Source organism: Corynebacterium sp. AOP40-9SA-29 (assembly GCF_052377405.1).
Classification (GTDB): Bacteria; Actinomycetota; Actinomycetes; order Mycobacteriales; family Mycobacteriaceae; genus Corynebacterium.
Genome location: NZ_JBQSWR010000001.1, coordinates 485,805 through 506,672, shown reverse-complemented (window position 1 = coordinate 506,672; position 20,868 = coordinate 485,805). Strand labels below are relative to the sequence as shown.

Genomic DNA, 20,868 nt, shown 5'->3' with positions numbered 1-20,868 from the left:
TTTCGCACAGAATGCGGCGCGCGATGCGCCGCAGGAGAGGTTGTCTACCAGCGGCTTTCGATGTCGAGCTGGCCGTCGTCGGTGAGTTCGCCCCACACGCGCAGGCGGGAGATGCCGCCGTCGGGGTACACGTCGGCGCGTACGGCGACGATCGGGGTCGGCCCGGTGGTACCCTCGGCGGCGTCCGAGATGGCGAAGCGGTGGCGGGTGTCCGGCAGTACGCGGGTCTTGCCGACGAGTTCGAACTCGGAGCCGTCGGCGGTGATACCGGTGAGTTTCACGTCGCCGGGGGCGTTGAAGACGAAGTAGGACGTGTCGAATTCGATCCAGCGCACGCGGCCTTCCCCGGCGAGCTGCACGGTGACGGAGTCGTTGCCGGCGTCGCGACGTCGGGCGTTCTCCCAGCCACCGCCCATGTTGTGCGCGCGTCCCAGGGAGATGATCTGGTTGGGATGCGAGTAGAACATGTTCGTGCACTCGGTGACGCGTCCGCCGTTCTCCACGGCGGCCAGGTCGATGGTGCCGGTGATGAAGCGGGGGTCCGGGGCGGGCTGGCCGTGGACGCGCAGGCGGGCGATGCCGCCGTCCGGGATCATCTCCAGCTTCACGTGGGTGACGCGCCTGGCGGCGGCGTCGCCGGCGGGGAAGATCTCCACGTGGTGCTTGTGGTCGCCGGCGGCGTCCATCGGGGCGACGAGGGTGAACCACCGGTCGTCGGGCAGGGCGGCGAGCTCCTCGCCGGAGAGGTACTCATCGCAGGTCAGGCCGTGCACGGCGAAACGGGGCGGGTAGTTGCCCTTGAACCAGGCGGTGTCGACGACGACACCCTTGACCTGGCCGGGGACGCCGAGGCGCACGATGGCGGCATCGTTGGAGCCGATCTCGTCGTGGCGACGGCGCCGGGTCTCCCACCCGTCGTAGACTTTGCCCTTGTTGCCGAACTCATTCGGGTCGAAGGCGGGCTCGTGCGGCATGATGAGGTTCTCGCGCTCGGCGAAGGACTCGTCGGACGCCCACACCACCGAGCCGGCGAGGGCGCGGCTGGCGAGGTCGGGGTAGGAGAGGAAGTCGTGCTGCTCGTGCTGGTCGTTCTGCGCGTTCATCGGGGGTTCCTGATTCTTAAGCGGTCGGGCGGAGGGTGAAGGGGCGCACGGCGGCGGGGAAGACCACGTCGTCCTGCAGGTCGGACGCCGGGACGTGCGCGGTGGCGGGACGGACGTAGACCGGCTCGCCGCCGATCCAGGTGCGCGTGACCACGCCGGCCAGGGCGCGCTGGGCGTAGGCGGTGACCTTGTTGCGCTGGTGCAGTTCATCGGGCAGGACGACGAAGGCGTCGTCGGCGCTGACGGTGGCCACGTCGGCGCGGCGTCCCTCCTGGATCGCGCCGCGGTCGGCGAGCCCGGCCCATTCGGCGGGGGCCTGGCACATCCAGCCGATGACGTCGGCCAGGGCCAGTCCGCGCAGGCGCGCCTGGGACCACACGACCGGCAGGCCCAGCTGGACGGAGCCGATGCCGCCCCAGGCCTCGCCGAAGGAGCCGCCGGAACCGCGCCCGTCGGCGCCGCCGGCACCGAGGTCGTTGCCGGTGGCGGCGAGCGCGGAGAAGGCGGTGAGCTCGTTGTTCTCGTTGGCGGACGCCTGGGCGTCGGCGACCTCGGCGAACTTCTTGAGTTCGGCGGTGCAGGGGGAGTGGTCGGAGACGACGGTGGAGATCACGCCGTCCACCAGGCCCTTCCACAGGCGTTCGCGGTTGCCGGCGGTGCGGACCGGCGGGCAGCACTTGTACTGGGTCGCGCCGTTCTGGATCTCCTCGGAGAACAGGGCGAGGTAGTGCGGGCAGGTCTCGGCGGTGATGCGCACGCCGCGGTCGCGGGCGGCGGCGATCTGGTCGATCGAGCCGGAGTCCGACAGGTGCAGGATATGCGCGCGACAGCCGGTGGCCTCGGCGGCCCCGATGACGGTGGCGATGGCCTTGGCCTCGGCGGAGGACGGACGCGACGCCAGGAAGCTGTCGAAGGTCTCGTCGATGCCGCCGGCGGCGTCGGCCTTCGCCTCACCGGCGGCGATCTCGTCGGCGTCCTCGGCGTGGACGATGAGCAGGCCGTCGAACTCGGCGATCTCGGTCATCGCCTGGTGCAGCTGCGCGGTCGACAGGGGCTGGAACTCGTCGACGCCGGAGTGCAGCAGGAAGCACTTGAAGCCGAATACACCGCGGTCCCACAGGGCGCGGAGCTCGCCGGTGCCGATGTTCTCCGGCACCGCCCCGCCCCAGAAACCCACGTTGACCTTGGTCTTCGGCGCCGCGACGTCCTGCTTGGTGTCGAGGGCGTCCACGGTGACGGTGGAGGGGATCGAGTTCAGCGGCATGTCCAGCAGCGTGGTCACCCCGCCGGCCGCGGCGGCGCGGGTGACGGAGGCGAAGCCCTCCCACTCGGTGCGTCCGGGCTCGTTGACGTGCACGTGGGTGTCCACGAGGCCGGGGATGAGCACCTGGTCGTCGGGGACATTGACCACGGCGGCGTCGGTGTAGTTGTACTCGGCCGGCACCTCGGCGTCCCGGCCGTCGAGCACGGCGATGATTCGCTGGTCGGCGACCAGCACGGTGGCCGGTGCCTGCACCGGTGTGCGCTCGTCCTCGGGAAGGACCACGGCGTGTTCGGCGCGGTAGATCGTGGTGATGATGGTCATGGGGTTACTCCTTGAAGTCGGCCGCTCACCTGGAGGGTACGCAACTGCGCGTCGTCGAGTCCGGTGATCTCCAGTTCGGTATCGGTGACTGCGCCGCAGGCCCGGGCGCGCACCAGGTAGCCGGCCATCGCCTTGGCGGTGGCGGGTTCGTCCATCCAGCGGCTCGTGTCGCCGGCGACGTAGGCGCGCAGACGTTCCGCGCTGACCCGCCAGTCGGCGCGGAAGTAGGCGATGGTGGTCAGGTGCCGGGTGACGAGCTGGTTGGCGTGCAGGTCCCAGCCCTGCCGGACGCCGCGGCGCAGGTGGCGTCCCACCAGGTCGTGGTGGATGCGCCAGCCCTCGAGGATCTCGGTGGCGGTGCCGACGGGGACGCGGTTGGTGGAGCCGTCGGACAGTTCCACGCCGACGGCGGTGGTCGCGACCTGCAGAACGTCCTTGGCGTGGTCGGCGACCGGGTGCTCCATGGACTGCTCGGCGGCGTCCACGCCCAGCGACGCGGAGTAGTCGTAGGTGCCGTAGTGCAGGGACAGGACGCGGCCCGCGCCGGCGGCGATGAGGCGGGCGGGTTCGGCGGCACCGTCGGCGGCGAGGATCGCCTGCGGGGTCTCGACCTGCACCTCGAAGGGGATCTCGGGTACGTCGAGGGCGCGCTCCAGGGCCTGGAGCACTTCGACGAACACCTCGACCTGACGGTGGTGCTGCACCTTCGGCAGGGTCAGACGCAGCGCGCGGCGGTCGCGTTCGAGCACCCGGGCCAGCACACCGTCGCGGGCCAGGCCCTGCAGCACGATGGTCAGCGTGCGCAGACCACGATCGCGGACGGTGGGGTCGAAGGACTTGAAACGGATCCCGGCGAAGGCCGGTGCGCCGGCACCATCAGAACCACCACCGAGCCAGGACGCCAGGACGTCGGCGGCGCGCGCCGCCAGCGCGTCCTCGTCGGCGTCCCGGGCGTCCTGCGGGACGCCACGCTGGGTGAAACCGTCCTCGAAGTCGATGCGCAGGTCCTCGATCGGTTCGCGCTGCAGCTTGTCGAGGGTCAGTTCGCCGACGGTCTCGGCGTGCTCGGCGGAAACGCCGAGGTCGCGGGCCAGCGCGGCGGCACCGCCGTGCGCCGTGACGGCGTCCAGTGCGTCCTGCGCCCAACGCTGCGGCAGGTCAGTGCCCGGAGCAGCGTCGCCGACGATGAGGTGCGCGGGCACGTAGACGGTGTGCACGGGCTGGCGCCAGGTGACCGGGGTGGCCCAGGGGCCGGTGACCAGGGGGTCGACCTCGGCGAGGCGGTCGTCGGCGAGGGTGGTGATCCCGGTCAGGATGTCGGGATCGGCGGGCACGGGCACAGGTACTCCTAGCTCGGGGAGGTGCGGACGTCACAGGATGTTACGTCATCGTCCGGACCTCTGACGGGGATACCGGGAACGTGCCTGGTGAGCCGTCTCACAGGAGTTGTAACTGTAACGTACGTTCGGTACAGTTCCGGGTCGTAGATAGAACTAATGCAGGAGGTAAGGAAAAGTGAGCGACACGACCACGGCGACGGGACGGACGGTGGGACGTCCGTCCGGCGGCACCGGCGGCACCGGGAACGCCGCGGCCACCACACCCGCCCAGCGCTGGAGCTTCCTGGGCATCATCAGCCTGGGCCTGTTCCTCGTGGGTGCGGACAACTCCATCCTCTACACGGCCCTGCCGGTGCTGCGCGATGAACTGCACACCACCGCGCTGCAGGGACTGTGGATCATCAACGCCTACCCGCTGGTGCTCGTCGGGCTGCTGCTCGGCACCGGCACCCTGGGCGACAAGATCGGCCACCGGGTCATGTTCCTCACCGGTGTCAGCGTCTTCGGCCTGGGCTCCCTGCTCGCGGCCTTCTCCCCGAGCGCGTGGATGCTCATCGCCGCGCGCGCCGTCCTCGGCTTCGGTGCGGCCACGATGATGCCCGCCACCCTCGCCCTGATCCGGCAGACCTTCACCGACGTGCGCGAACGCAATACCGCCATCGGCATCTGGGGGTCGATCGCGGTCGTCGGCGCGGCATCCGGCCCGGTGCTCGGCGGATTCCTGCTCGAGCACTTCCACTGGGGCACCGTCTTCCTGATCAACGTGCCCGTGGTCGTGGTGATCCTCGTGGCCACCGCCGTGTACGCCCCGGCCAACCAGGCCGACCCGTCCCGGCACTGGGATGTGCTGTCCTCGGTGTGGGCGATGCTGACCATGGTCGGCGCCGTGATGGCGATCAAGGAGCTGGCGAACTCCGAGGGTGCCGGTGGACTCGTCCTGGCCTCCGCTGCGGTGGGCGTTGTGGGCGCGGTGCTGTTCGCGCACCGTCAGGGGCTGCTGCGCCGGCGTGGGATGCCCGCCCTGCTGGAGTTCGGCATCTTCCGTGACCGCATGTTCGCCGGCGGCACCCTGGCGGCGATGTTCGCCATGTTCGTGCTGGCCGGCACCGAACTGATGACCACGCAGCGCTTCCAGACCTCAGGCGGCTTCAGCCCCCTGGAGGCCGGGCTGCTGGTGGCCTCGGCGGCCGTCCCGGCGATCCCGGCGTCGATCCTCGGCGGCATGAACCTGCACCGGCTGGGCTTCCGCACGCTGATCAGCGGTGGTTTCGCCGCAGTGGCGCTCGGCGTGGCCGTGGTCGTGTGGGCCGTGCCGGACCAGCCGCTGTGGGCCGCGGTCATCGGGCTGGGCCTGGTCGGTGTCGGTTCCGGCTGCGTGATGTCGGTGTCGTCCTCGGCGATCATCGGGTCCGCCCCGGAGAGCAAGGCGGGCATGGCGTCCTCGGTGGAGGCGATCTCCTACGAGTTCGGCACGCTGCTGTCCGTGGCGATCCTCGGTAGCCTGATGCCGATGTTCTACTCGCTGCGCGCCCCGTCCGAGGTGGCCGGCGACGTGGACCACGGGGTCGACCACCCGGTGTTCGGCGCGGCGGCGTCCAGCGCCTATGACACCGGCTACCTGCTGGTGCTCGTGATCGCGGGTATCGTCGCTGTGGTCGCCGCCCTGGTGACGGCCTGGTGCTTCCGTGGAAACCCGAAGGAGGCGAAGTACTCTGCGCACGAGTAAGAAGGACGTGATCCTGCGCGCCGCCGTCGGGATCATCGAGTCCGACGGCCTGGACGCGGTCACCTACGAATCCCTCGCCGAGGCGTCCGGCATGTCGAAGTCAGGGCTGATCTACCACTTCCCCTCCCGCCACGAGCTGATGCTGGGGGTGCACCGGTTCCTCGCAGAACAGTGGGAGGACGAGCTGGTCGCCGTCGCCGGCGGCCCGGCGTCCGAGGTGTCGCAGGCCGACCGGCTGCGGGCGATGGTGCTGTCGCTGAGCCGCTCTGCGACCCGCGCTGACCTGCTGTTGCAGGTGGACTCGCGCACCCACCGCGACTTCGCGGAGGTGTGGCGCGATGTGGACCGGCGCTGGTTGCCGCCCGTCGACGGGGTGGACGGTGACGGTGGTATCAGTGAGCAGGACGCCGCCCTGGCGCGCGCGGCGTACCTGGTGCAGATCCTCGCCGACGGCCTGTGGCTGCATGACCACGTGCACGACGACGCCCTGACCGATGCCCAGCGCAAGGCCCTGACCGCCGCCATCCTGGAGCTCATCCCGTAGGTGGTGTGGTGGGGCGAGGGTGAGTGCGGGGGCGAGTGCGGCACCTTGAGCCCTCAGGTCGCTGACGGGGCTGGAAAATGACCTGAGGGCTCAAGGTGCGGCGCGCAGTAGCTGCCTCCGGCCTCTGGCACCCCTGCGAAGAAGCGTGATCGCCGTCGACAGGGCGAACGCGCCGCCGAGGTACATGAGGAGGGCCCAGGAGAAGACCTCCGGGGAGTCCGCGGTGGCGTTGGCGGAGAAGACCCCCACCGCCCCGATGATGATCCCGGCCGAGAACAGGATGACCTGCACCTTCGTGCTGGCGCGGGACAGTGTGAGCGTGACGAACGCAGCCAGGGGAGAGCACAGGGCGAGGACGATCCCGAGGATGAACAACCATCCGAGGGACAAGAGGTGGGCCACGATCGCAAGTGCGACTCCCGCGGCGAAGGATGCGAGTTCCGGGTAGAGATTCCTGCCTGGGCCGAAGGTCATGGTCGGCCTTGTTCCTGCGTTTGCGGTCACGGTAACTCCTTGGAGAGGGAAGAGTTCCCGGACACCACATCATGGTCTGGCCCCTCCTGCAACCCCGCTATCCCAGAACCTGCCATCCCAGAACCCGCTATCGCAGATCCCGCGGCACCTTGAGCCCTCAGGTCGCTGACGGGGGAGGAAAACGACCTGAGGGCTCAAGGTGCGGGAGGATTCGGGAGGGATTGGGAGGGATCGGGAGGGGAGGGGAGGGGTGTCTCTACCTCCGGCGCAGCAGGACGACTCGGTCCGGGTGCCCGCCGATCTCACCATTGAAGCCGATGACCGCGCGGTCCACGGTCTCATCGCGGACGAGTTCCCAGGCGTCGAGGTCGAAGCCCAGGGCATCGACGGCACCGGACTCCTCGGGCGCAGCGTCGGGCATCACGTGCGACAGGATGAACAGGTGGCCGCCGGGGGAGACCAGTTCACCGGCATTGACCAGCAAGGAGGAGCGCCGATCCTGCGAAGGGGCGTGCAGGTAACTGGCGGTGACCAGGTCGAAGCGTTCCCCGTCGGGGATCCCCAGCACGCCGGTGTCGGTGAAGCGCACACTGGCCGCACCGTCTGTACCATCCACACCGCTCAAACCAGCGGCGACAGCGGCGTCCCGCGAGCGCTGGGCCGCGGTGGATGACACCTCCACGCCCAGGGCGTCCCAACCCTGCCTCGCGAGCCAGATCGTGTCCGCGCCCTCGCCGCAGCCGATGTCCACGGCACGGCCACGCGTGTCCCCAAGTTCCTCGGTGAGCACCCTGACCAGGGCAGAATTCGGGCGTCCGGACCAGCGTGGCGGGGCCTGGGCGTAGGTCTCCTCCCAGAAGTCGTCGTCGGCGACGTCCGGCCAAGCGTCGTGGGAGGACGGCATCGTGAGCGCGTGCACGGCGTTGTCGGTGTCCTCGGTGACCAGCGTGGTGTTGAGCATGCCGGCGGTCATCGACGCCTGCCCGGTGGAGGCGGGCACGTTCAGCCGCGGGTCGATCACGTTGCCCGCGGCCCACACGCGCGGGTGGCTGGTGCGTCCGAACTCGTCGGTGGCGAGGAAGGATCCCATGCCGGGCAGCTCGGTGCGCTGCAGGTCGAGCGGGGCGAGGAAGGTGTCCCGCGGCCGGGCTTCCGGGTGCAGCCCGATGGCGTCGATCGCGTGGACCGAACCGTCCTGCGTACGCACGCCGGTGAGCGCACCGTCGGTGGAGAGCACCTCGGCGATCGGCGAGGTGACGATGGTGGCGCCGCGCGCCTCCAGGCGCTGGCGCGTGGCGTCGTCGAGGGCGTCCGCGACGTCCTGCGCGGTGACGAAGACGGTGAGTTCCGCGGTCCAGTTCCGCAGGAGCTGGGCGTACCCGAAGAGCATGGGGGAGGACGCCAGGACGCCGATGCGCTGGTCGCGGTGCTCCCACCCGTGGCAGTAGGGGCACTGGAAAACGCTGTCGCCCCAGTGCTCGGCGAGGCCCGGGATCTCCGGGAGGACGTCGTCGATGCCGGTGGCCACGAGGACGGCGCGGGCGTACTCCACGGTGCCGTCGGTGCAGGTCACCTTCAGGCCGCGGACGATCTCGGTGACCGACGCGATGTCGTTGGTGGTCATCGAGACGCCGTAGGACGCCAGCTCCGCGCGTCCCTTCTCCAGCAGGTCGAGCGGCGGCAGGCCGTCGTGGCCGAGGACGCCGTGCATGTTCGTGGCGAAGCGGTTGCGCGGGGCGCCGGAGTCGATGACGAGGACGTCGCGGCGGGCGCGTCCCAGCAGCTCGGCGGCGCTGAGACCGGCTGCGCCGCCGCCGATGATGATGATGTCGTGTGCTCTCATGACCACGATCTTGCTGCGCCGCCGGCGGGGCGGCAACACAGGTTGCCGGAACGGCACACGCGGGAATCAGTGCTGATGCGGAGCCGGGACGGAAGGATGCGTCGTACCGCTTACGAGGGCGATAAACTTATCATCCTTCGCTCGCGGCGATAAGTTTATCAACGGCCCCGGCGAGGGGAGGGCGTGTCAGCGCTTCTGCCGCCACACCGACGACGTCGTCACCGCCGCGATCGCGGTGGTCAGCGGCACCGCGGCGACCAGCGCCAAGGAACCGATCACCGAGCGCATCAGCTCGGTGGCCATGATGTCGGAGGTCAGGATGTGGCCAAGGTCGCGTCCGGACACGCTGAGCAGCACCAGCAGCGGCAGCGCGGCACCGGCGTAGGACAGCACCAGCGTGTACACGGTGGACGCCAGGTGGTCGCGTCCCACCCGCATCGCCGTGCCGAAGAGGCGCAGGTTCGAGGCCGTCGGGTCGAGCTGCCGCAGTTCGGCGATGGTGGAGGCCTGTGCCACGGTCACGTCGTTGAGCACACCCAGGGTGCCGATGATGAACCCGGCGAGCAGCAGTCCGCTGATCGACAGGCCGGGCAGGTACAGCATGATCTGCATGTTGTTTTCGTCGGCCAGCCCGCGCAGTTGGTTGGTGTCGATCGCCAGCCACGCCAGCGCGGTGCCCACCAGCATCGCCGCCAACGTCCCGCCGAGGGAGGACGCCGTCTTCCAGCTCATCCCGTGCACCAGGAACAATGCCAGGTACAGCACCGCCGAACACGCCGTGACCGCCAGCAGCACCGGGTCACCGCCGCGCGCGAGGGCGGGGAGCAGGAAGACCCCGAAGATCCCGAGCGTGACCCCGAGCCCCAGGATCGAGCGGAAGCCGCGCCACGCACCGACCACCACGATCGCCACCACGGTGAGCAGCAGCCAGATCCACACCGGGGTGGTGCGCTCGTAGTCCTGGAAACCGTAGGTGCGCGAGCCGTCCTCGGCGGTGCCGGTGGTCATCAGGATGTCCTGGCCCACGGGCAGATCGGCGGACCCCTCGGAGTCGGTGACGGCGAGCAGGGTGCGGCGTCCTTCCTCGGGGCCGGACGTGATGTCGACGATGACCTGGTCGCATGTCGTGGCGTCCGCACCGTTGGCGCTGGGATGCGCCGACGGTGGGGAGGTGTCGAAGGACCGCCCGATCGATGCCGAGTTGCACGCCCCGGTGGTCTCCAGGGCGACGGTGCCGGTCGACACCTCCTGCGCCAGGCCCGAGGTCTGGTGGAAGCTGTCGCCGGTCTCCGGCTCACCCCGCGGCCACTGCACCACCACGGCCACGGCGGTGGCGATGAAGCCGGCCACCAGCACGATGAACAGGATCGAGCGCGGCAGCGTCCACACGACCGCGCGCGGGTCGAGGTTGCGTGGGTGCATGCGTTCGCGCAGCGGACGGTCGTCGGACGGTCCGTGGCTGTGCACATGGCTGTGACCGTGCGCGCCGTGCGGCGCGTGCGGCGCCGCAGAGGCGTCGGACGCTACGTCGGACGCTGGGGCGTCCGGTGCGTCCTGCGCGTTTCTGCTCTTCCTCGCGGGGGCGGGGGCGTGGTGGCGTCCCAAGGTGTCGGCTGCTTTCTGTCGCGGGGATGGTGGGGTGTTCCGCACCTGAGGATAGCCGGGAGCGGGGCGGGTGGGTGCGAGGTTGCTAGACGACCTGGCGGGAGATAAAGCCCGCCATGCCCGGCACGGTGAAGGCCACGACACCATGGTCCGGGGCGAATATCAGGCCCTTGTGAATGAGGTTCACCCAGGTGGGCGTACTGAAATATAGGGAAGTATATCGGAACGGTAGTCGGGGATATAGCCTTCAAGACTTCGCTACATTCCGGTGCAGGACAGGGGCACGGAGAGCCGGACGGGGAGGGGTGGCCCGTTCTCGCGCTGGGCTGATATGACCCTGCCCACCGGAGACGCTAATCTGGGAGCATGTCCACAATCAGCCACGTCCCGGCCACAGCGGCCGACGGTGTCGGCGAGCCCGCTGCGCCCGCTGCGACTGCTGCGTCCGGCACGTCCGGCGCATCCAGCACTCCTGCCGCGCCAGCACGGGAGCGGTCCGTGTCCGCCGCGGACCGGTTCATGCTCCGGCTGCTGCGGGTCAAGGAGGTCGACCGGATCGACATGGAGGCCCTGGCCGGCGCGCACCGCGCGTTCCGCTGGGCCATCGTGTTCTCCGCGGTGCGCTGCACGATCACCTACCTGCTGGTGCCGATTCTCGTGCCCGTCATCAGTGCGGCGGGGATGGTCGCCACCCCACTCAGCATCACGTTGTGCGTGCTGGCCATGGTGAATGGGACGGTGAGCATGCGTCGGTTCTGGAAGACCGACCACAAGGGTAAATGGGTCTATACGTGGTTCATGGCGGCCATGTTCGTGATCCTCATCGGCACGGTCGTCTACGAGGTAATTGGGTTGGTGTCGTGATGTCACAGTCGCAGTCGAAGTCTTCTGACGCGGAGTACGCAGAGGATCTGGAGAATGCGGGGAACGTCGACAACGTTGACGGTGTTGACGGTGTTGAACTCTATGGCGACGAGTGGGAGGAGGACGAGCGCCAGGAGATCCCCGGTTCGTCCACCGCCGACGTGGTCACCCTGCTGTTCATGGCGGCGATGATCATTGCCACGGTCTTCTGTTTCGTCTTCCTTATGTGAGTGATGCCCCGGGGGACGGCGTCAGTCGTTGAGCAGCTCCCGGCACTGCTCGGCGGTGTTGGTCTCCAGGCACTCCGACCAGGCGATCTGCCCGTCGACCCAGGGGTGGCTCGGCGTCTGCCCCTGGTTGAGCTGCCACATGTAGTTGTCGCACATGATCGCGGTGCCGTCGGCGGCGACCGCGGTGCGTCCGATGTCGGCGCCGATGCACTGGTCACCGAGCTGCGGGCCGGTGACCTGGGGGACCTGGGGTACCTCCGGGACAGGGGCGGGAGCTGGCTGCGGTGCAGGTTCAGGATCCGGCGCGGGTTGGGGCGCCGGTTCGTCCACGACCCCGCCGGTCGTCGGGTTCGGCTGCGCGGTAGAGGTGGCACTCGTCGCACTCGTACTGGACGGGACGCTCGTGCTGGTCGCGCTGGTCATGGAGGACGTCACGGTCCGCGGAATGTCGTCGCCGGTGGAGCAGCCGGCGAGCGGGAGGGCGAGCAGGGCGAGGCCGGCGAGTGTGGTGCGTCCGGCACGAAGTCTGTGGCGCATATGAGAATCGTACATGTTCACCCTGATCCCGCGTCGCGTGCCGGATTCGGGTCTTCCGTGCCGCGAGATGCCCGGATCCTGTACGCGACGCGGGGTCGGCCGGAACAACCCCAACCCCGCCGAACCCAACCCCACCGGCCAACGAACCCCACTCACCCCAGCAGCGACTCGCCCCAGTACTCGTCTTCGGTCGTCCCGCCGGGCACGTGGAACACGGCGGAGCCGACGTGGGTGATCCATTCGTTCAGCCGGTCGCCGTCGGCGAGGCGGCGCTGCACCGGGATGAACGCGGTGTCCGGGTCGCGTTGGAAGCAGGTGAAGATCAGCCCGGTGTCGGAGAGGTCGATCAACGCGGCGTCCTGCAGGCCGGCGGGCCCGGCGGTGACGGGCAGGTCGTAGTTGTAGGCGCGGCGCAGCATGCGTTCGGCGTCGCCGTTGCGTGAGGTGGCCATCGCCACGTGGGAGTGGGCGTCGATCAGGGGCAGGCCGTCGTGGCCGATTTTGTTGATGTCGACGTCGCTGAACTCGTCGCCGCCGCTCAGCGGTGCGCCCTCGACGATGGTGCGTCCCATCGCGAGCTCACGGGTGCCGCGGTCCACGGATTCCCATTCGGGCATGTCGAAGGCCACGCGGCGCACGATCATGCAGGTCCCGCCGTCGTCGTTCCATACTTGAGCGTCGAACTCGGCGTCGGAGCGCGGGTTGACGGTGCCGTCCTTGAAGCCGAAGAGGTTGCGTGGGGTGCCGGGTTCGCCGTCGTGCACGGGCACGTCGAGGAAGCCGGTCTGGCTCCAGGACGGCCGGGCGTGGTCGGCACCGCCGCGCACGAGGACGCGCAGCGCGTGGGAGACGGTGGTGCGGTCGTCGCCGCAGATCTGCAGGACGACGTCGCGTCCGCCCCAGGTGTCGTCGAGGGCGTCGCCGGTGAAGTGGGGCAGGGGTTTCAGCCAGGACGGTGCCTTGTCGGCGATGCCGGCGGCCTCGTAGAGTCCGCGGCCGAAGCCGCAGGTCACGGTGAGGTTCCCGGGGTCGCTGGCGAGCTCGGGTTCGAGGTCGGCGAGCACGGGGTCGCCGGAGCACAGGCGTCGGGCGTCACCGGTCCAGATGCGCAGCAGGCGTTGCACGGTGGTGCGGTCGGCACCGTCGCGCAGGGTGAACGCGACGGTGGTGTTGTGCGCCTGCGGCGCGGTCGCCACGCCGGCCTGGTGCGTGCCGTCGAAGGGCACGGAGGACGGCCCGGCCGCGCCGGACGCCGCGGCGTCCTGCGTGCTGCCGGCGTCCTGCGCGCAGGACGTCGTGACGGCGGCGGACGCGCCGAGCACGCCGAGGGTGCCGAGGCCTCCGAGGAAGCCGCGGCGGGTGACGCGGTGGGAACTAGTGCCCGGCATGCTCATCGTGCTCAGCTGAATCGTCGGTGGCCCCGTCGCTGTCGCCGGTGCCGTAGTCCTCGTGGGCGGACTGCTGCACGCGCACGGGGATGTCGGCGATCTCGTAGGTGGTTCCGTCCTCGGCGGTGAGGGTGAGGGTGAGGGCGTCGCCGGCGGCGATCTCGTCGTTGTTCTCCATGATCATGATGTGGTTGCTGCCGGGCTCCATCGTGACGCTGCCGTTGGCGGGCACGGTGATGCCGTCGTCGGTCTCCTGCATGATGCCGTTGACGGTCTCGTGGAACTGGTAGACGCCCTCCAGGTCACCGGTGACGCGGGTGAGGTGGATGTCCTCGTCGGTGGTGTTGGTCAGCTCGCCGAAGACGGCGGTCATGGAGGTCTCGGTGTCCTTCGCGCCGACGTAGCCGTCGCTGAGGGTGAGCGCGTCAGCAGACTGCTCGGCCGACTGGTCCGTGGTCGTCGACGCTGCACCGTTGTCGTCGCCGTCGCTGTCATTTCCGCAGGCAGTGAGGCCGAGGGCGAGGACGGCGGCGAGGGAGGCGGCGGCGAGGCGTCGCGTCGTGGTGACGGTCATGGGAACACTCCTGGAAGGTGTGGAGGTAGTCGCTGTTGCGGGTCACACTACTAGTCGGTTCTATCGTCAGAAGAGTTCCGTATCGTCGTCGGGATCACGTCCGGGGGTGGGGTGGTGTGCCCGGTGACACCCCCACGCCGGGAGGGATCGGAACCGGAGGGGCTGCAGATCCGACAACTGCACCGTGACCTCAACTCTCCACGGAACTCCACCGGACTCTCCTCGCACGTCAGGACGTGCCCCGTCGCGCGCCGACGACCGCCAGGTGAACGGCCTGCTCAAGCGCCTGCACTTCTTCGCCGGGGTGCTCTGCGCCCCGTTGATCCTCATCGCCTCGGTGACGGGTCTGCTCTACGCGTTCGCCCCCACGGTGGAGCAGGTGATGAACCATTCGATGCTCACCGCCGAGGCACCGGAGGGTGCATCAGCGGGGAATCGGCTGCCGGTCAGCGACCTGGTGGACACCGCGCAGGCCGAGCACCCGGACCTGGCGTTGTCCGGGGTGCGCCTCGGCGATAACGACGAGACGACCCGCATCCTGTTCACCGACCCGGAGCTGCCCGAGTCCACGGTGCAGGCGGTGTTCCTCGACCCGTGGACCGGCGAGGTCACCGGCGACACCACCCAGTACGGCAGTGCCGGGTCGTTGCCGTTGCGACAGTGGATCGCCGAGGGCCACCGCACGGCGTGGCTGGGCGAGCCGGGCCGGCTGTACTCGGAGACCGCGGCGAGCTGGTTGGGTGTGCTGGCCGTCGGCGGTGTGGTGATGTGGTGGCGGCGCCAGAAGTCGGGCCGGGCGTCCACCGCGAGGCTGCGGGCCATGCTGCGCACGGGCGGTCGGGGACGCACGCGCACGATGCGCCTGCACGGGGCGACGGGCACGCTCGTGGCCGTGGGCATGGTGTTCCTCACGGTGACGGGTTTGACCTGGTCATCGGTGGCGGGCACCACGATCGGGGACGTGCGGGAGAAGTTGAGTTGGGGCACGCCGTCGGTGTCTGCGTCGTTGCCGGGAATGCAGGACGCACCGGACGCGCAGGACGCTGCCAGCGCCGCCGCCGCTTCCGGCGGGCACGCCGGCCACGCCGGGCACGGCGGCGCGGCCGGGGCGTCCTCCCCGGTGCGGGTCAGCGGCTTGAATCAGGGTTCGGTCGACCGCGTCGCGGCGACGGCGGTGGAGGAGCTGCGCACGCCGGTGACGATCACCCCGCCGAGTGCGGAGGGGCAGGCGTGGACGGCGACGGAGGATCGGGTGGCCTACCGGCTGACCAACGACGCCGTGGCGATCGACTGGGCCACCGGTGAGGTGACCGAGCGTCTGGACTTCGCCGACTGGCCGGTGGCGGCCATGGCGACCGGCTGGCTGATCCAGCTGCACATGGGCACGCTGTTCGGCCTGCCGAACCAGCTGGTGCTCGGTGCGTTGGCAGCGGCGATCATCGCGATGGTGTGCTGGGGCTACGCGATGTGGTGGCGGCGCAGGCCCGCCGGAGGCCTCGCCGGACCACCGCGCAGGAACGCAGGACGGACGGGCAGCACCGGCTGGGAGCGTCCGACCGCAGGGACCGTGGTGCTCGTCGTCGCGCTGGTGGCCTACGGGTTCATCGCCCCGCTGTTCGGGGTGACGTGCCTGGCGTTCGTGGCGGGCAGCGTGATCTGGGACAGAGTGAGCGCGGCGCGTGCGGCGCGCGCTCTCAGCACTCCACCACGTTGACGGCCAGGCCGCCGCGGCTGGTCTCCTTGTACTTGTCGTTCATGTCCGCACCGGTCTCACGCATGGTCTGGATGACCGCGTCGAGGGAGACGATGTGGGAGCCGTCGCCGGCCAGCGCGAGGCGGGCGGCGGTGACGGCGGTGGACGCGGCCACGGCGTTGCGTTCGATGCAGGGGATCTGCACCAGCCCGCCGATGGGGTCGCAGGTCAGGCCGAGGTGGTGTTCCACGGCGATCTCGGCGGCGTTCTCCACCTGGGCGGCGGTGCCGCCGCGTACGGCGCAGAAACCGGCGGCGGCCATCGCGCAGGCGGAGCCGACCTCGGCCTGGCAGCCGCCTTCGGCCCCGGAGATCGAGGCGTTGGCCTTGATCAGCGAGCCCACGGCGGCGGCGGTGAGCAGGAAGGTGCGCACGTCGCGCAGGGTGGCGTCCGGCGTGGTACGCCACATGTAATGCAGGACGGCGGGGATGATGCCCGCGGCCCCGTTGGTGGGGGCGGTGACCACGCGTCCGCCGCCGGCGTTCTCCTCGTTGACGGCCAGGGCGTAGACGTGCAGCCAGGCGTCGACGGCGGAGGCCGGGTCGTCCTCCAGGCGGCGGCGCATCGCCGCGGCGCGTCGGGGGACATGCAGGCGTCCGGGCAGGACGCCGTCGGTGTGCAGGCCGGCGTCCACGCAGGTGCGCATCGCCGCCCAGATGGCGTCGAGTCCGGCGGTGACCTCGTCGGGGTCGCGGCGGGCGCACTCGGCGGCCCAGGCGACGTCGGCGACGCTGCGCCCGTCGGTGCACAGGGCGAGGAGTTCGGCGGCGGTGCGGAAGCCCGGACCGGTGGGGGTGCCGGACGTTTCCTCGGCGGCCTGCTCGCCGACGCGCTCGATGAACCCACCGCCGACGGAGAGGTAGGTCTCCTCTAGAGCCGGTGCCTCCCCGTCCGTCCACGCCTGCAGGACCATGGTGTTGGGGTGGCGCAGGCCGGCGGACGGTGGGTTGAGGACCACGTCGTCACGGGTGAAGGGCACGTCCACGGAGCCGTCGACCAGCAGGTGGGAGTCGTTGTTCAGCCTGCCCCAGGCGCCGCGGACGGCGTCGGGGTCGCACGTCTCCGGCTGCGCGCCGGCGAGCCCGGCGACCGCGGCGTCCGGCGTCCCGTGCCCGTGTCCGGTCGCCGACAGCGAGCCGTAAAGCTGCACGCGTACCCGCGTGAGGCCCGGCAGGGCGGCGGCGCGGCGTGCGAAGTCCGCACCGGCGCGCATCGGACCCACGGTGTGGGACGACGACGGGCCGATGCCGATGGAGAACAGGTCGAGTGCGGAGACGTACACCGACGTGATCGACGTGGCTGACGTGATCGACGTAGCTGACATCGTCAGGACTCTACCGTGGTGGCCCCCACGGGCCGCGCCGCCTGGCGGGCCAGCAGGTCAGCCCTGGTTTCGGGGGTAGTGGCCACGGTGGCGGCGGCCAGGGCGAGGCCCTTGGCAGCCACGATCGCGGCCTCGTCGCCGGCGGGGGTGGCCGCGGCGGCGGCGAAACCGACGGTGTGCGGCGGGGCCTCGTGGCCGAGCAGGGAGATCATCGGGTGGATCGAGGGGACGACCTGGGAGACGTTGCCCATGTCGGTGGAGCCGCCGACGTTGCCGGGGTGCGCGGCGACGGTGCGTCCCAGGTCGACCAGGGCGGTGTTCCAGGCGTCGGCGAGCAGCGGCTCCTGCACCAGGCTGGCGTAACGCGGCTCGGTCGGCTCGCACTCCCACGAGCAGCCGGAGGCCAGGGCACCGGCCTCGAAGCAGTTCATCACCCGGCTCTTGGCGTCCTCCAGGATGTCCATGTCGAAGGCGCGGACCTCGGCGTCGACCTCGGTGTGGTCCGGGATGATGTTGGTGACGTGGCCGCCCTCGGTGAGCACCCCGGCCACGCGCACGGAGTCGGCGAGCTGCTGGCGCAGCAGGCCGATGCTGGTCAGAGCGATCGTCGCGGCGTCGAGGGCGTTGACGCCCTTCTGCGGTGCGGCCGCGGCGTGGGCGGGCGTGCCGGTGTAGGTGACCTTGAAGCGGTCGACGGCCTGGCTGGTGAAGTCGCTGCAGCGGGAGTCGGCACCGTCGCCAGCGTCCTGCCCGCCGTGGACCATCAGCGAGATTGTGGCGTCCTCCCAAGCCCCCTCGCGCAGCATGAGCACCTTGCCGCCGCCGTGCTCCTCGGCGGGCGTGCCGAGGAGTTTGACCCGGATACCGGCCTCGTCGGCGATCTCCGCCAGGCCCAGGGCCGCGCCGAGCCCGGCGGTGGCGATGATGTTGTGGCCGCAGGCGTGGCCGATGGACGGCAGGGCGTCGTACTCGGCGCAGACGGCGACGACGAACTCGCCGGAACCGTAGGTGGCCTCGATGGCGGTGTCGAGACCGTAGGCGCCGACGGTCACGTCGAAGCCGGCGTCGCGCAGTTCCGCGGCGACGAGGGCGGCGGAGTCGTGCTCGGCGAAGGCGAGCTCCGGGTTGGCGTGCAGCGTGTGGCTGATCTCCAGCAGACGGTCGCGGTGGGCGTCGATGCGTGCGGTGACGTTCTCGTTCATGGGTGCTCCTGAGCGGTACGGCGGTCGGGCGGCGTTATGGGGCTAAGGTAGTGAAGACGATCAATTCCGACGATAATGAGCAGGGAAATGACGGAAATCGACCTTAGCCCGCAGGAAATGGGCCTCAGTACCCTCGATGAACGTATTGTTCACGCGCTCCAGGTCGCCCCGCGCGCACCGTGGGCGGCGTTGGCGCCGGTGGTGGGCGCCGACCCGGTGACCCTGGCGCGTCGGTGGGCGCAGCTGCGCGCCGACGGCGTGGTGTACGTGACCGGCTACGGCGGTGATGCGGACGCGGTCATCGCCCTGATCGAGATCGAGTGCCGTCCGGAACGCACGCTCGACGTCGCCGATGCGCTGGTGGAGGAGCGCAGCGCGTTCACCATCGACTTCACCGCCGGCGCGCGCGACATCATGGTCACCCTGCAGACCCAGGGCACCATCGGCCTGGCGGACTGGACGCTGGACCGGGTGCGCCGTCTCGACGGGGTGCGGCGGGTGCGCACGCACCTGGTGTCGCAGATCGTCACCGATGCGCGCGAGTGGCAGCTGCGTGCACTGTCGAAGGACGAGGTCGCCGAGATCCACCGCAGGGTGCGTCCGGCGACCTCACCGACGATGCCGCGGCTGAGCGCCGCCGAACGCGCCGGCGTGCTGGACGCCCTGGCGGTGGACGGCCGGGCGTCCACCGCCGACATCGCCGCGGCGGCGGGTATCACCGCCCGCAAGGCGCGCGAGGCCGTCGCCGCGCTGACCTCGACCGACCGCTACATCATCCGCGTCGATGTCGCCCGCTCCCGCACGCCGTGGCCGGTGTCGGTGTGGTACTTCCTGCAGGTCTCCGCCGATAAGTTGGCGAAGGTTGGACCGCTGCTCAGCCGCATCGACGAGGTGCGCCTGGTGGTCACCGCGACCGGTGAGTACAACGTGATCATGGCGGCGTGGCTGCGGTCCCTGCTGGACGTCAACCGCCTGGAGGCGGTGCTGGAGGAGCGGCTGCCGGGGGTGCGCATCGTGGACCGGTCGGTGGTGTTGCGCTCGTTGAAGCATCTCGGCCACGTGCTCGACGCCGACGGTGACGCGACCGGGCGTACCGTCCCCGTCCCATAAGGTGATTACGTCCTGATCCTGCATTTGTTCCTCGATTAATGGTCATATCCTGCATTACGGGAGTATTCGGGGTCATGGCCGAGTACTTTCGCGCCATCCCCGCGCGCCGGGGACGGAGCGGCCGTCAAGGATGACGACCACGACCGCCCCGCCGCAGGAACTCACCACGAGAAGAGACCGAAGCCATGAGCGAGACACCACCGACACCACCGGTAGATACGACGACGACCGACACCGCGCAGGACGCCCCGGCGCCGCCGCGCATCATCGCCCCACGGCTGCGCGACCGCGGCCTGTGGCTGGTCGGCGGGCTGATCGTGGTCATCGCCGCGATCGCCCAGGCCATCGGCACCCTCGAGATCTCCCTCGGTATCGCCGCTCTGACCCTGTTGCCGATGATCTGGGCGCTGGCGATGGGGGTTGTGGTGTCGGTGCAGCGAGTACGCCCGCTGCCGGTCGACCTGCAGCATGTGGCGAATGTGATCATGGGCGTTGCGGTGCTCGTCCTCGTTGCCCGGTTGTCCTTCACCCTGGGCCCGAACATCCCCTTCCTGTTGGACGCCGGCCCGGCGTTGCTGCTGCAGGAGGTGGGCAACATCATCGGGCCGATCTGCCTGGCCCTGCCGCTGGCAGTGATGCTGCGCATGGGCTCGGCGACGGTCGGTGCCACGTTCTCGGTCGACCGCGAGGGTGCCTTCGCCATGGTCACGGAACGTTTCGGCACGAACTCGCAGCAGTACCGCGGCGTGCTGTCGATGTATATCTTCGGTTCGGTGTTCGGCGCGGTGATCATCAGCATGATCGCGTCGTTGGCGTCGTCGCTGGGCATCTTCGACTGGCGGGCGCTGGCGATGGGTGCGGGCGTGGGATCGGGTTCGATGATGGCCGCCGGTTCTGCCTCGGTGACCGCGGCACACCCGGAGTTCGCCGACCAGATCCTGGCGCTGAGTACCACGGCGAATCTCATCGCCTCGATCGCTGGGGTGTACCTGGGCATGTGGGTCGCCCTGCCGCTGGCGGACCGTTTCTACCGTTTCCTCACGCGACGCCAGGGCGATAAGGAGCCAGGCGGGACAGCCGGGACAGCCGGGAAATCGTCGAAGGCCCTGAAGACCTCCGAGTCGCTGGCCACCGCGGTGACGGATGCGCCGCTGGTGAGACTGCCTTTGTGGGTCTCGCTGGCGATCATCAGCGTCGCCGGGATTGTGGTGTCGGTGGTGGCCTCGGGGAGCTTCTCCTGGGACATGGTGCTGACCTTTGTGGCGATTGGCCTGTTGACCGCCGCGGGTATTGGGGTGGCGAAGCTGACGCGCGGCAAGCTGCCGGCAATCATCGTGGTCATCACGGTGGGCACGCTGCTCACCGTGCCGGCCTCCCCGGTGGCACCGTGGCTGTTGGAGGTGTCCTCCAGCGTGGACTTCCTGTCGGTGATCACCATGATGCTGGCGGTTGCGGGCCTGAGCATCGGCAAGGACATCCCGCTGCTGCGCCAGATCGGCTGGAAGATCATCCCGGTGGGCATCGTCGTGATCGTCTCGACCTACCTGGCCTCGACGCTGATCGCCGAGGGCGTGCTGCGCTTTATCGGGTAGGGGATGTCGCTGACAGATCCTCTGACAGATCACCTGTCACCTAAGTCATGCCCCAGGGTGAAAAAACGCCATTT

The 20,868-nt window shown here is 69.8% G+C and carries 18 protein-coding genes; 7 read left to right on the top strand and 11 right to left on the bottom strand.

What is annotated here, in order from left to right:
- Positions 1-44 precede the first annotated feature (44 nt).
- The 3 genes from alc to ACT3SZ_RS02405 are packed head-to-tail and all read right to left on the bottom strand — an operon-like array spanning position 45 to position 4,022.
- Entirely contained in the window at positions 45-1,103 is a 1,059-nt protein-coding gene (alc, locus tag ACT3SZ_RS02415; RefSeq protein ID WP_444616379.1) for an allantoicase, read from the bottom strand.
- Positions 1,104-1,119: 16 nt separating this feature from the next.
- Positions 1,120-2,688, bottom strand: coding sequence for an allantoinase AllB (gene allB / locus ACT3SZ_RS02410; RefSeq protein ID WP_444616378.1), 1,569 nt, complete (start codon positions 2,686-2,688; stop codon positions 1,120-1,122).
- Positions 2,685-4,022: a DUF6986 family protein gene (locus ACT3SZ_RS02405; RefSeq protein ID WP_444616377.1), complete on the bottom strand. Its 1,338-nt coding sequence runs from the start codon at positions 4,020-4,022 to the stop codon at positions 2,685-2,687. Before ACT3SZ_RS02405 ends, allB begins: the two co-directional genes overlap by 4 nt.
- 214 nt (positions 4,023-4,236) lie before the next feature.
- Between ACT3SZ_RS02405 and ACT3SZ_RS02400 the strand changes: the two genes are divergently transcribed.
- Positions 4,237-5,754: an MFS transporter gene (locus tag ACT3SZ_RS02400; RefSeq protein WP_444617036.1), complete on the top strand. Its 1,518-nt coding sequence runs from the start codon at positions 4,237-4,239 to the stop codon at positions 5,752-5,754.
- Positions 5,741-6,298 carry a TetR/AcrR family transcriptional regulator gene (locus ACT3SZ_RS02395; RefSeq protein ID WP_444617034.1) on the top strand — a complete coding sequence of 186 codons (558 nt, stop codon included), beginning with the start codon at positions 5,741-5,743 and terminating at the stop codon, positions 6,296-6,298. Before ACT3SZ_RS02400 ends, ACT3SZ_RS02395 begins: the two co-directional genes overlap by 14 nt.
- A gap of 90 nt (positions 6,299-6,388) precedes the next feature.
- On the opposite strand, the gene ACT3SZ_RS02390 is transcribed toward ACT3SZ_RS02395, so the two are convergent.
- From ACT3SZ_RS02390 to ACT3SZ_RS02380, 3 genes are all read right to left on the bottom strand, one after another.
- On the bottom strand, positions 6,389-6,802 hold the full coding sequence (locus ACT3SZ_RS02390) for a hypothetical protein (protein ID WP_444616376.1): 414 nt from the start codon (positions 6,800-6,802) through the stop codon (positions 6,389-6,391).
- A 226-nt stretch (positions 6,803-7,028) separates the two neighbouring features.
- Entirely contained in the window at positions 7,029-8,615 is a 1,587-nt protein-coding gene (locus ACT3SZ_RS02385; protein ID WP_444616375.1) for an FAD-dependent oxidoreductase, read from the bottom strand.
- A gap of 186 nt (positions 8,616-8,801) precedes the next feature.
- Complete coding sequence (locus ACT3SZ_RS02380) at positions 8,802-10,220, bottom strand: YibE/F family protein (protein WP_444616374.1); 1,419 nt, start codon at positions 10,218-10,220, stop codon at positions 8,802-8,804.
- Between the two features lie 366 nt (positions 10,221-10,586).
- Here ACT3SZ_RS02380 and ACT3SZ_RS02375 point away from each other — a divergent pair, with 366 nt between their 5' ends.
- Positions 10,587-11,084 carry a hypothetical protein gene (locus ACT3SZ_RS02375; RefSeq protein WP_444616372.1) on the top strand — a complete coding sequence of 166 codons (498 nt, stop codon included), beginning with the start codon at positions 10,587-10,589 and terminating at the stop codon, positions 11,082-11,084.
- A complete protein-coding gene (locus tag ACT3SZ_RS02370) occupies positions 11,084-11,314 on the top strand; it encodes a hypothetical protein (protein ID WP_444616370.1) in 231 nt (76 codons plus the stop codon). Before ACT3SZ_RS02375 ends, ACT3SZ_RS02370 begins: the two co-directional genes overlap by 1 nt.
- A 21-nt stretch (positions 11,315-11,335) precedes the next feature.
- Here the strand turns inward: ACT3SZ_RS02370 and ACT3SZ_RS02365 are convergent, their stop codons facing one another.
- From ACT3SZ_RS02365 to ACT3SZ_RS02355, 3 genes are all read right to left on the bottom strand, one after another.
- Complete coding sequence (locus ACT3SZ_RS02365) at positions 11,336-11,851, bottom strand: hypothetical protein (protein WP_444616368.1); 516 nt, start codon at positions 11,849-11,851, stop codon at positions 11,336-11,338.
- A gap of 152 nt (positions 11,852-12,003) precedes the next feature.
- On the bottom strand, positions 12,004-13,239 hold the full coding sequence (locus ACT3SZ_RS02360) for a Dyp-type peroxidase (RefSeq protein WP_444616367.1): 1,236 nt from the start codon (positions 13,237-13,239) through the stop codon (positions 12,004-12,006).
- Complete coding sequence (locus ACT3SZ_RS02355; protein WP_444616366.1) at positions 13,226-13,813, bottom strand: copper chaperone PCu(A)C; 588 nt, start codon at positions 13,811-13,813, stop codon at positions 13,226-13,228. Before ACT3SZ_RS02355 ends, ACT3SZ_RS02360 begins: the two co-directional genes overlap by 14 nt.
- A gap of 184 nt (positions 13,814-13,997) precedes the next feature.
- Here ACT3SZ_RS02355 and ACT3SZ_RS02350 point away from each other — a divergent pair, with 184 nt between their 5' ends.
- Complete coding sequence (locus tag ACT3SZ_RS02350) at positions 13,998-15,527, top strand: PepSY-associated TM helix domain-containing protein (protein ID WP_444616364.1); 1,530 nt, start codon at positions 13,998-14,000, stop codon at positions 15,525-15,527.
- Here ACT3SZ_RS02350 and ACT3SZ_RS02345 read toward each other — a convergent pair.
- Both ACT3SZ_RS02345 and ACT3SZ_RS02340 read right to left on the bottom strand, forming a co-directional pair.
- Positions 15,508-16,890 carry an L-serine ammonia-lyase gene (locus ACT3SZ_RS02345; protein WP_444616363.1) on the bottom strand — a complete coding sequence of 461 codons (1,383 nt, stop codon included), beginning with the start codon at positions 16,888-16,890 and terminating at the stop codon, positions 15,508-15,510. The genes ACT3SZ_RS02350 and ACT3SZ_RS02345 overlap by 20 nt on opposite strands.
- A gap of 2 nt (positions 16,891-16,892) precedes the next feature.
- Positions 16,893-18,092, bottom strand: a complete 1,200-nt coding sequence (locus ACT3SZ_RS02340) for an amidohydrolase (RefSeq protein ID WP_444616361.1) — start codon at positions 18,090-18,092, stop codon at positions 16,893-16,895.
- Between the two features lie 87 nt (positions 18,093-18,179).
- Between ACT3SZ_RS02340 and ACT3SZ_RS02335 the strand changes: the two genes are divergently transcribed.
- Both ACT3SZ_RS02335 and ACT3SZ_RS02330 read left to right on the top strand, forming a co-directional pair.
- Positions 18,180-19,202: an AsnC family transcriptional regulator gene (locus ACT3SZ_RS02335; RefSeq protein WP_444616360.1), complete on the top strand. Its 1,023-nt coding sequence runs from the start codon at positions 18,180-18,182 to the stop codon at positions 19,200-19,202.
- Positions 19,203-19,387: 185 nt separating this feature from the next.
- The gene (locus ACT3SZ_RS02330; RefSeq protein WP_444616359.1) at positions 19,388-20,794 is read left to right on the top strand and encodes a DUF3100 domain-containing protein; all 1,407 of its coding nucleotides are present in this window, start codon (positions 19,388-19,390) and stop codon (positions 20,792-20,794) included.
- The last annotated feature ends 74 nt before the right edge of the window (positions 20,795-20,868 follow it).

Bases quoted from the DNA above. Each gene is read 5' to 3' on its own strand.
- ACT3SZ_RS02355 (WP_444616366.1), bottom strand. From the start codon at position 13,813: ATGACCGTCACCACGACGCGACGCCTCGCCGCCGCCTCCCTCGCCGCC.
- ACT3SZ_RS02370 (WP_444616370.1), top strand. From the start codon at position 11,084: ATGTCACAGTCGCAGTCGAAGTCTTCTGACGCGGAGTACGCAGAGGAT.
- ACT3SZ_RS02335 (WP_444616360.1), top strand. From the start codon at position 18,180: ATGACGGAAATCGACCTTAGCCCGCAGGAAATGGGCCTCAGTACCCTC.
- ACT3SZ_RS02385 (WP_444616375.1), bottom strand. From the start codon at position 8,615: ATGAGAGCACACGACATCATCATCATCGGCGGCGGCGCAGCCGGTCTC.
- ACT3SZ_RS02330 (WP_444616359.1), top strand. From the start codon at position 19,388: ATGAGCGAGACACCACCGACACCACCGGTAGATACGACGACGACCGAC.
- alc (WP_444616379.1), bottom strand. From the start codon at position 1,103: ATGAACGCGCAGAACGACCAGCACGAGCAGCACGACTTCCTCTCCTAC.
- ACT3SZ_RS02375 (WP_444616372.1), top strand. From the start codon at position 10,587: ATGTCCACAATCAGCCACGTCCCGGCCACAGCGGCCGACGGTGTCGGC.
- allB (WP_444616378.1), bottom strand. From the start codon at position 2,688: ATGACCATCATCACCACGATCTACCGCGCCGAACACGCCGTGGTCCTT.
- ACT3SZ_RS02365 (WP_444616368.1), bottom strand. From the start codon at position 11,851: ATGCGCCACAGACTTCGTGCCGGACGCACCACACTCGCCGGCCTCGCC.
- ACT3SZ_RS02340 (WP_444616361.1), bottom strand. From the start codon at position 18,092: ATGAACGAGAACGTCACCGCACGCATCGACGCCCACCGCGACCGTCTG.
- ACT3SZ_RS02360 (WP_444616367.1), bottom strand. From the start codon at position 13,239: ATGCCGGGCACTAGTTCCCACCGCGTCACCCGCCGCGGCTTCCTCGGA.
- ACT3SZ_RS02345 (WP_444616363.1), bottom strand. From the start codon at position 16,890: ATGTCAGCTACGTCGATCACGTCAGCCACGTCGATCACGTCGGTGTAC.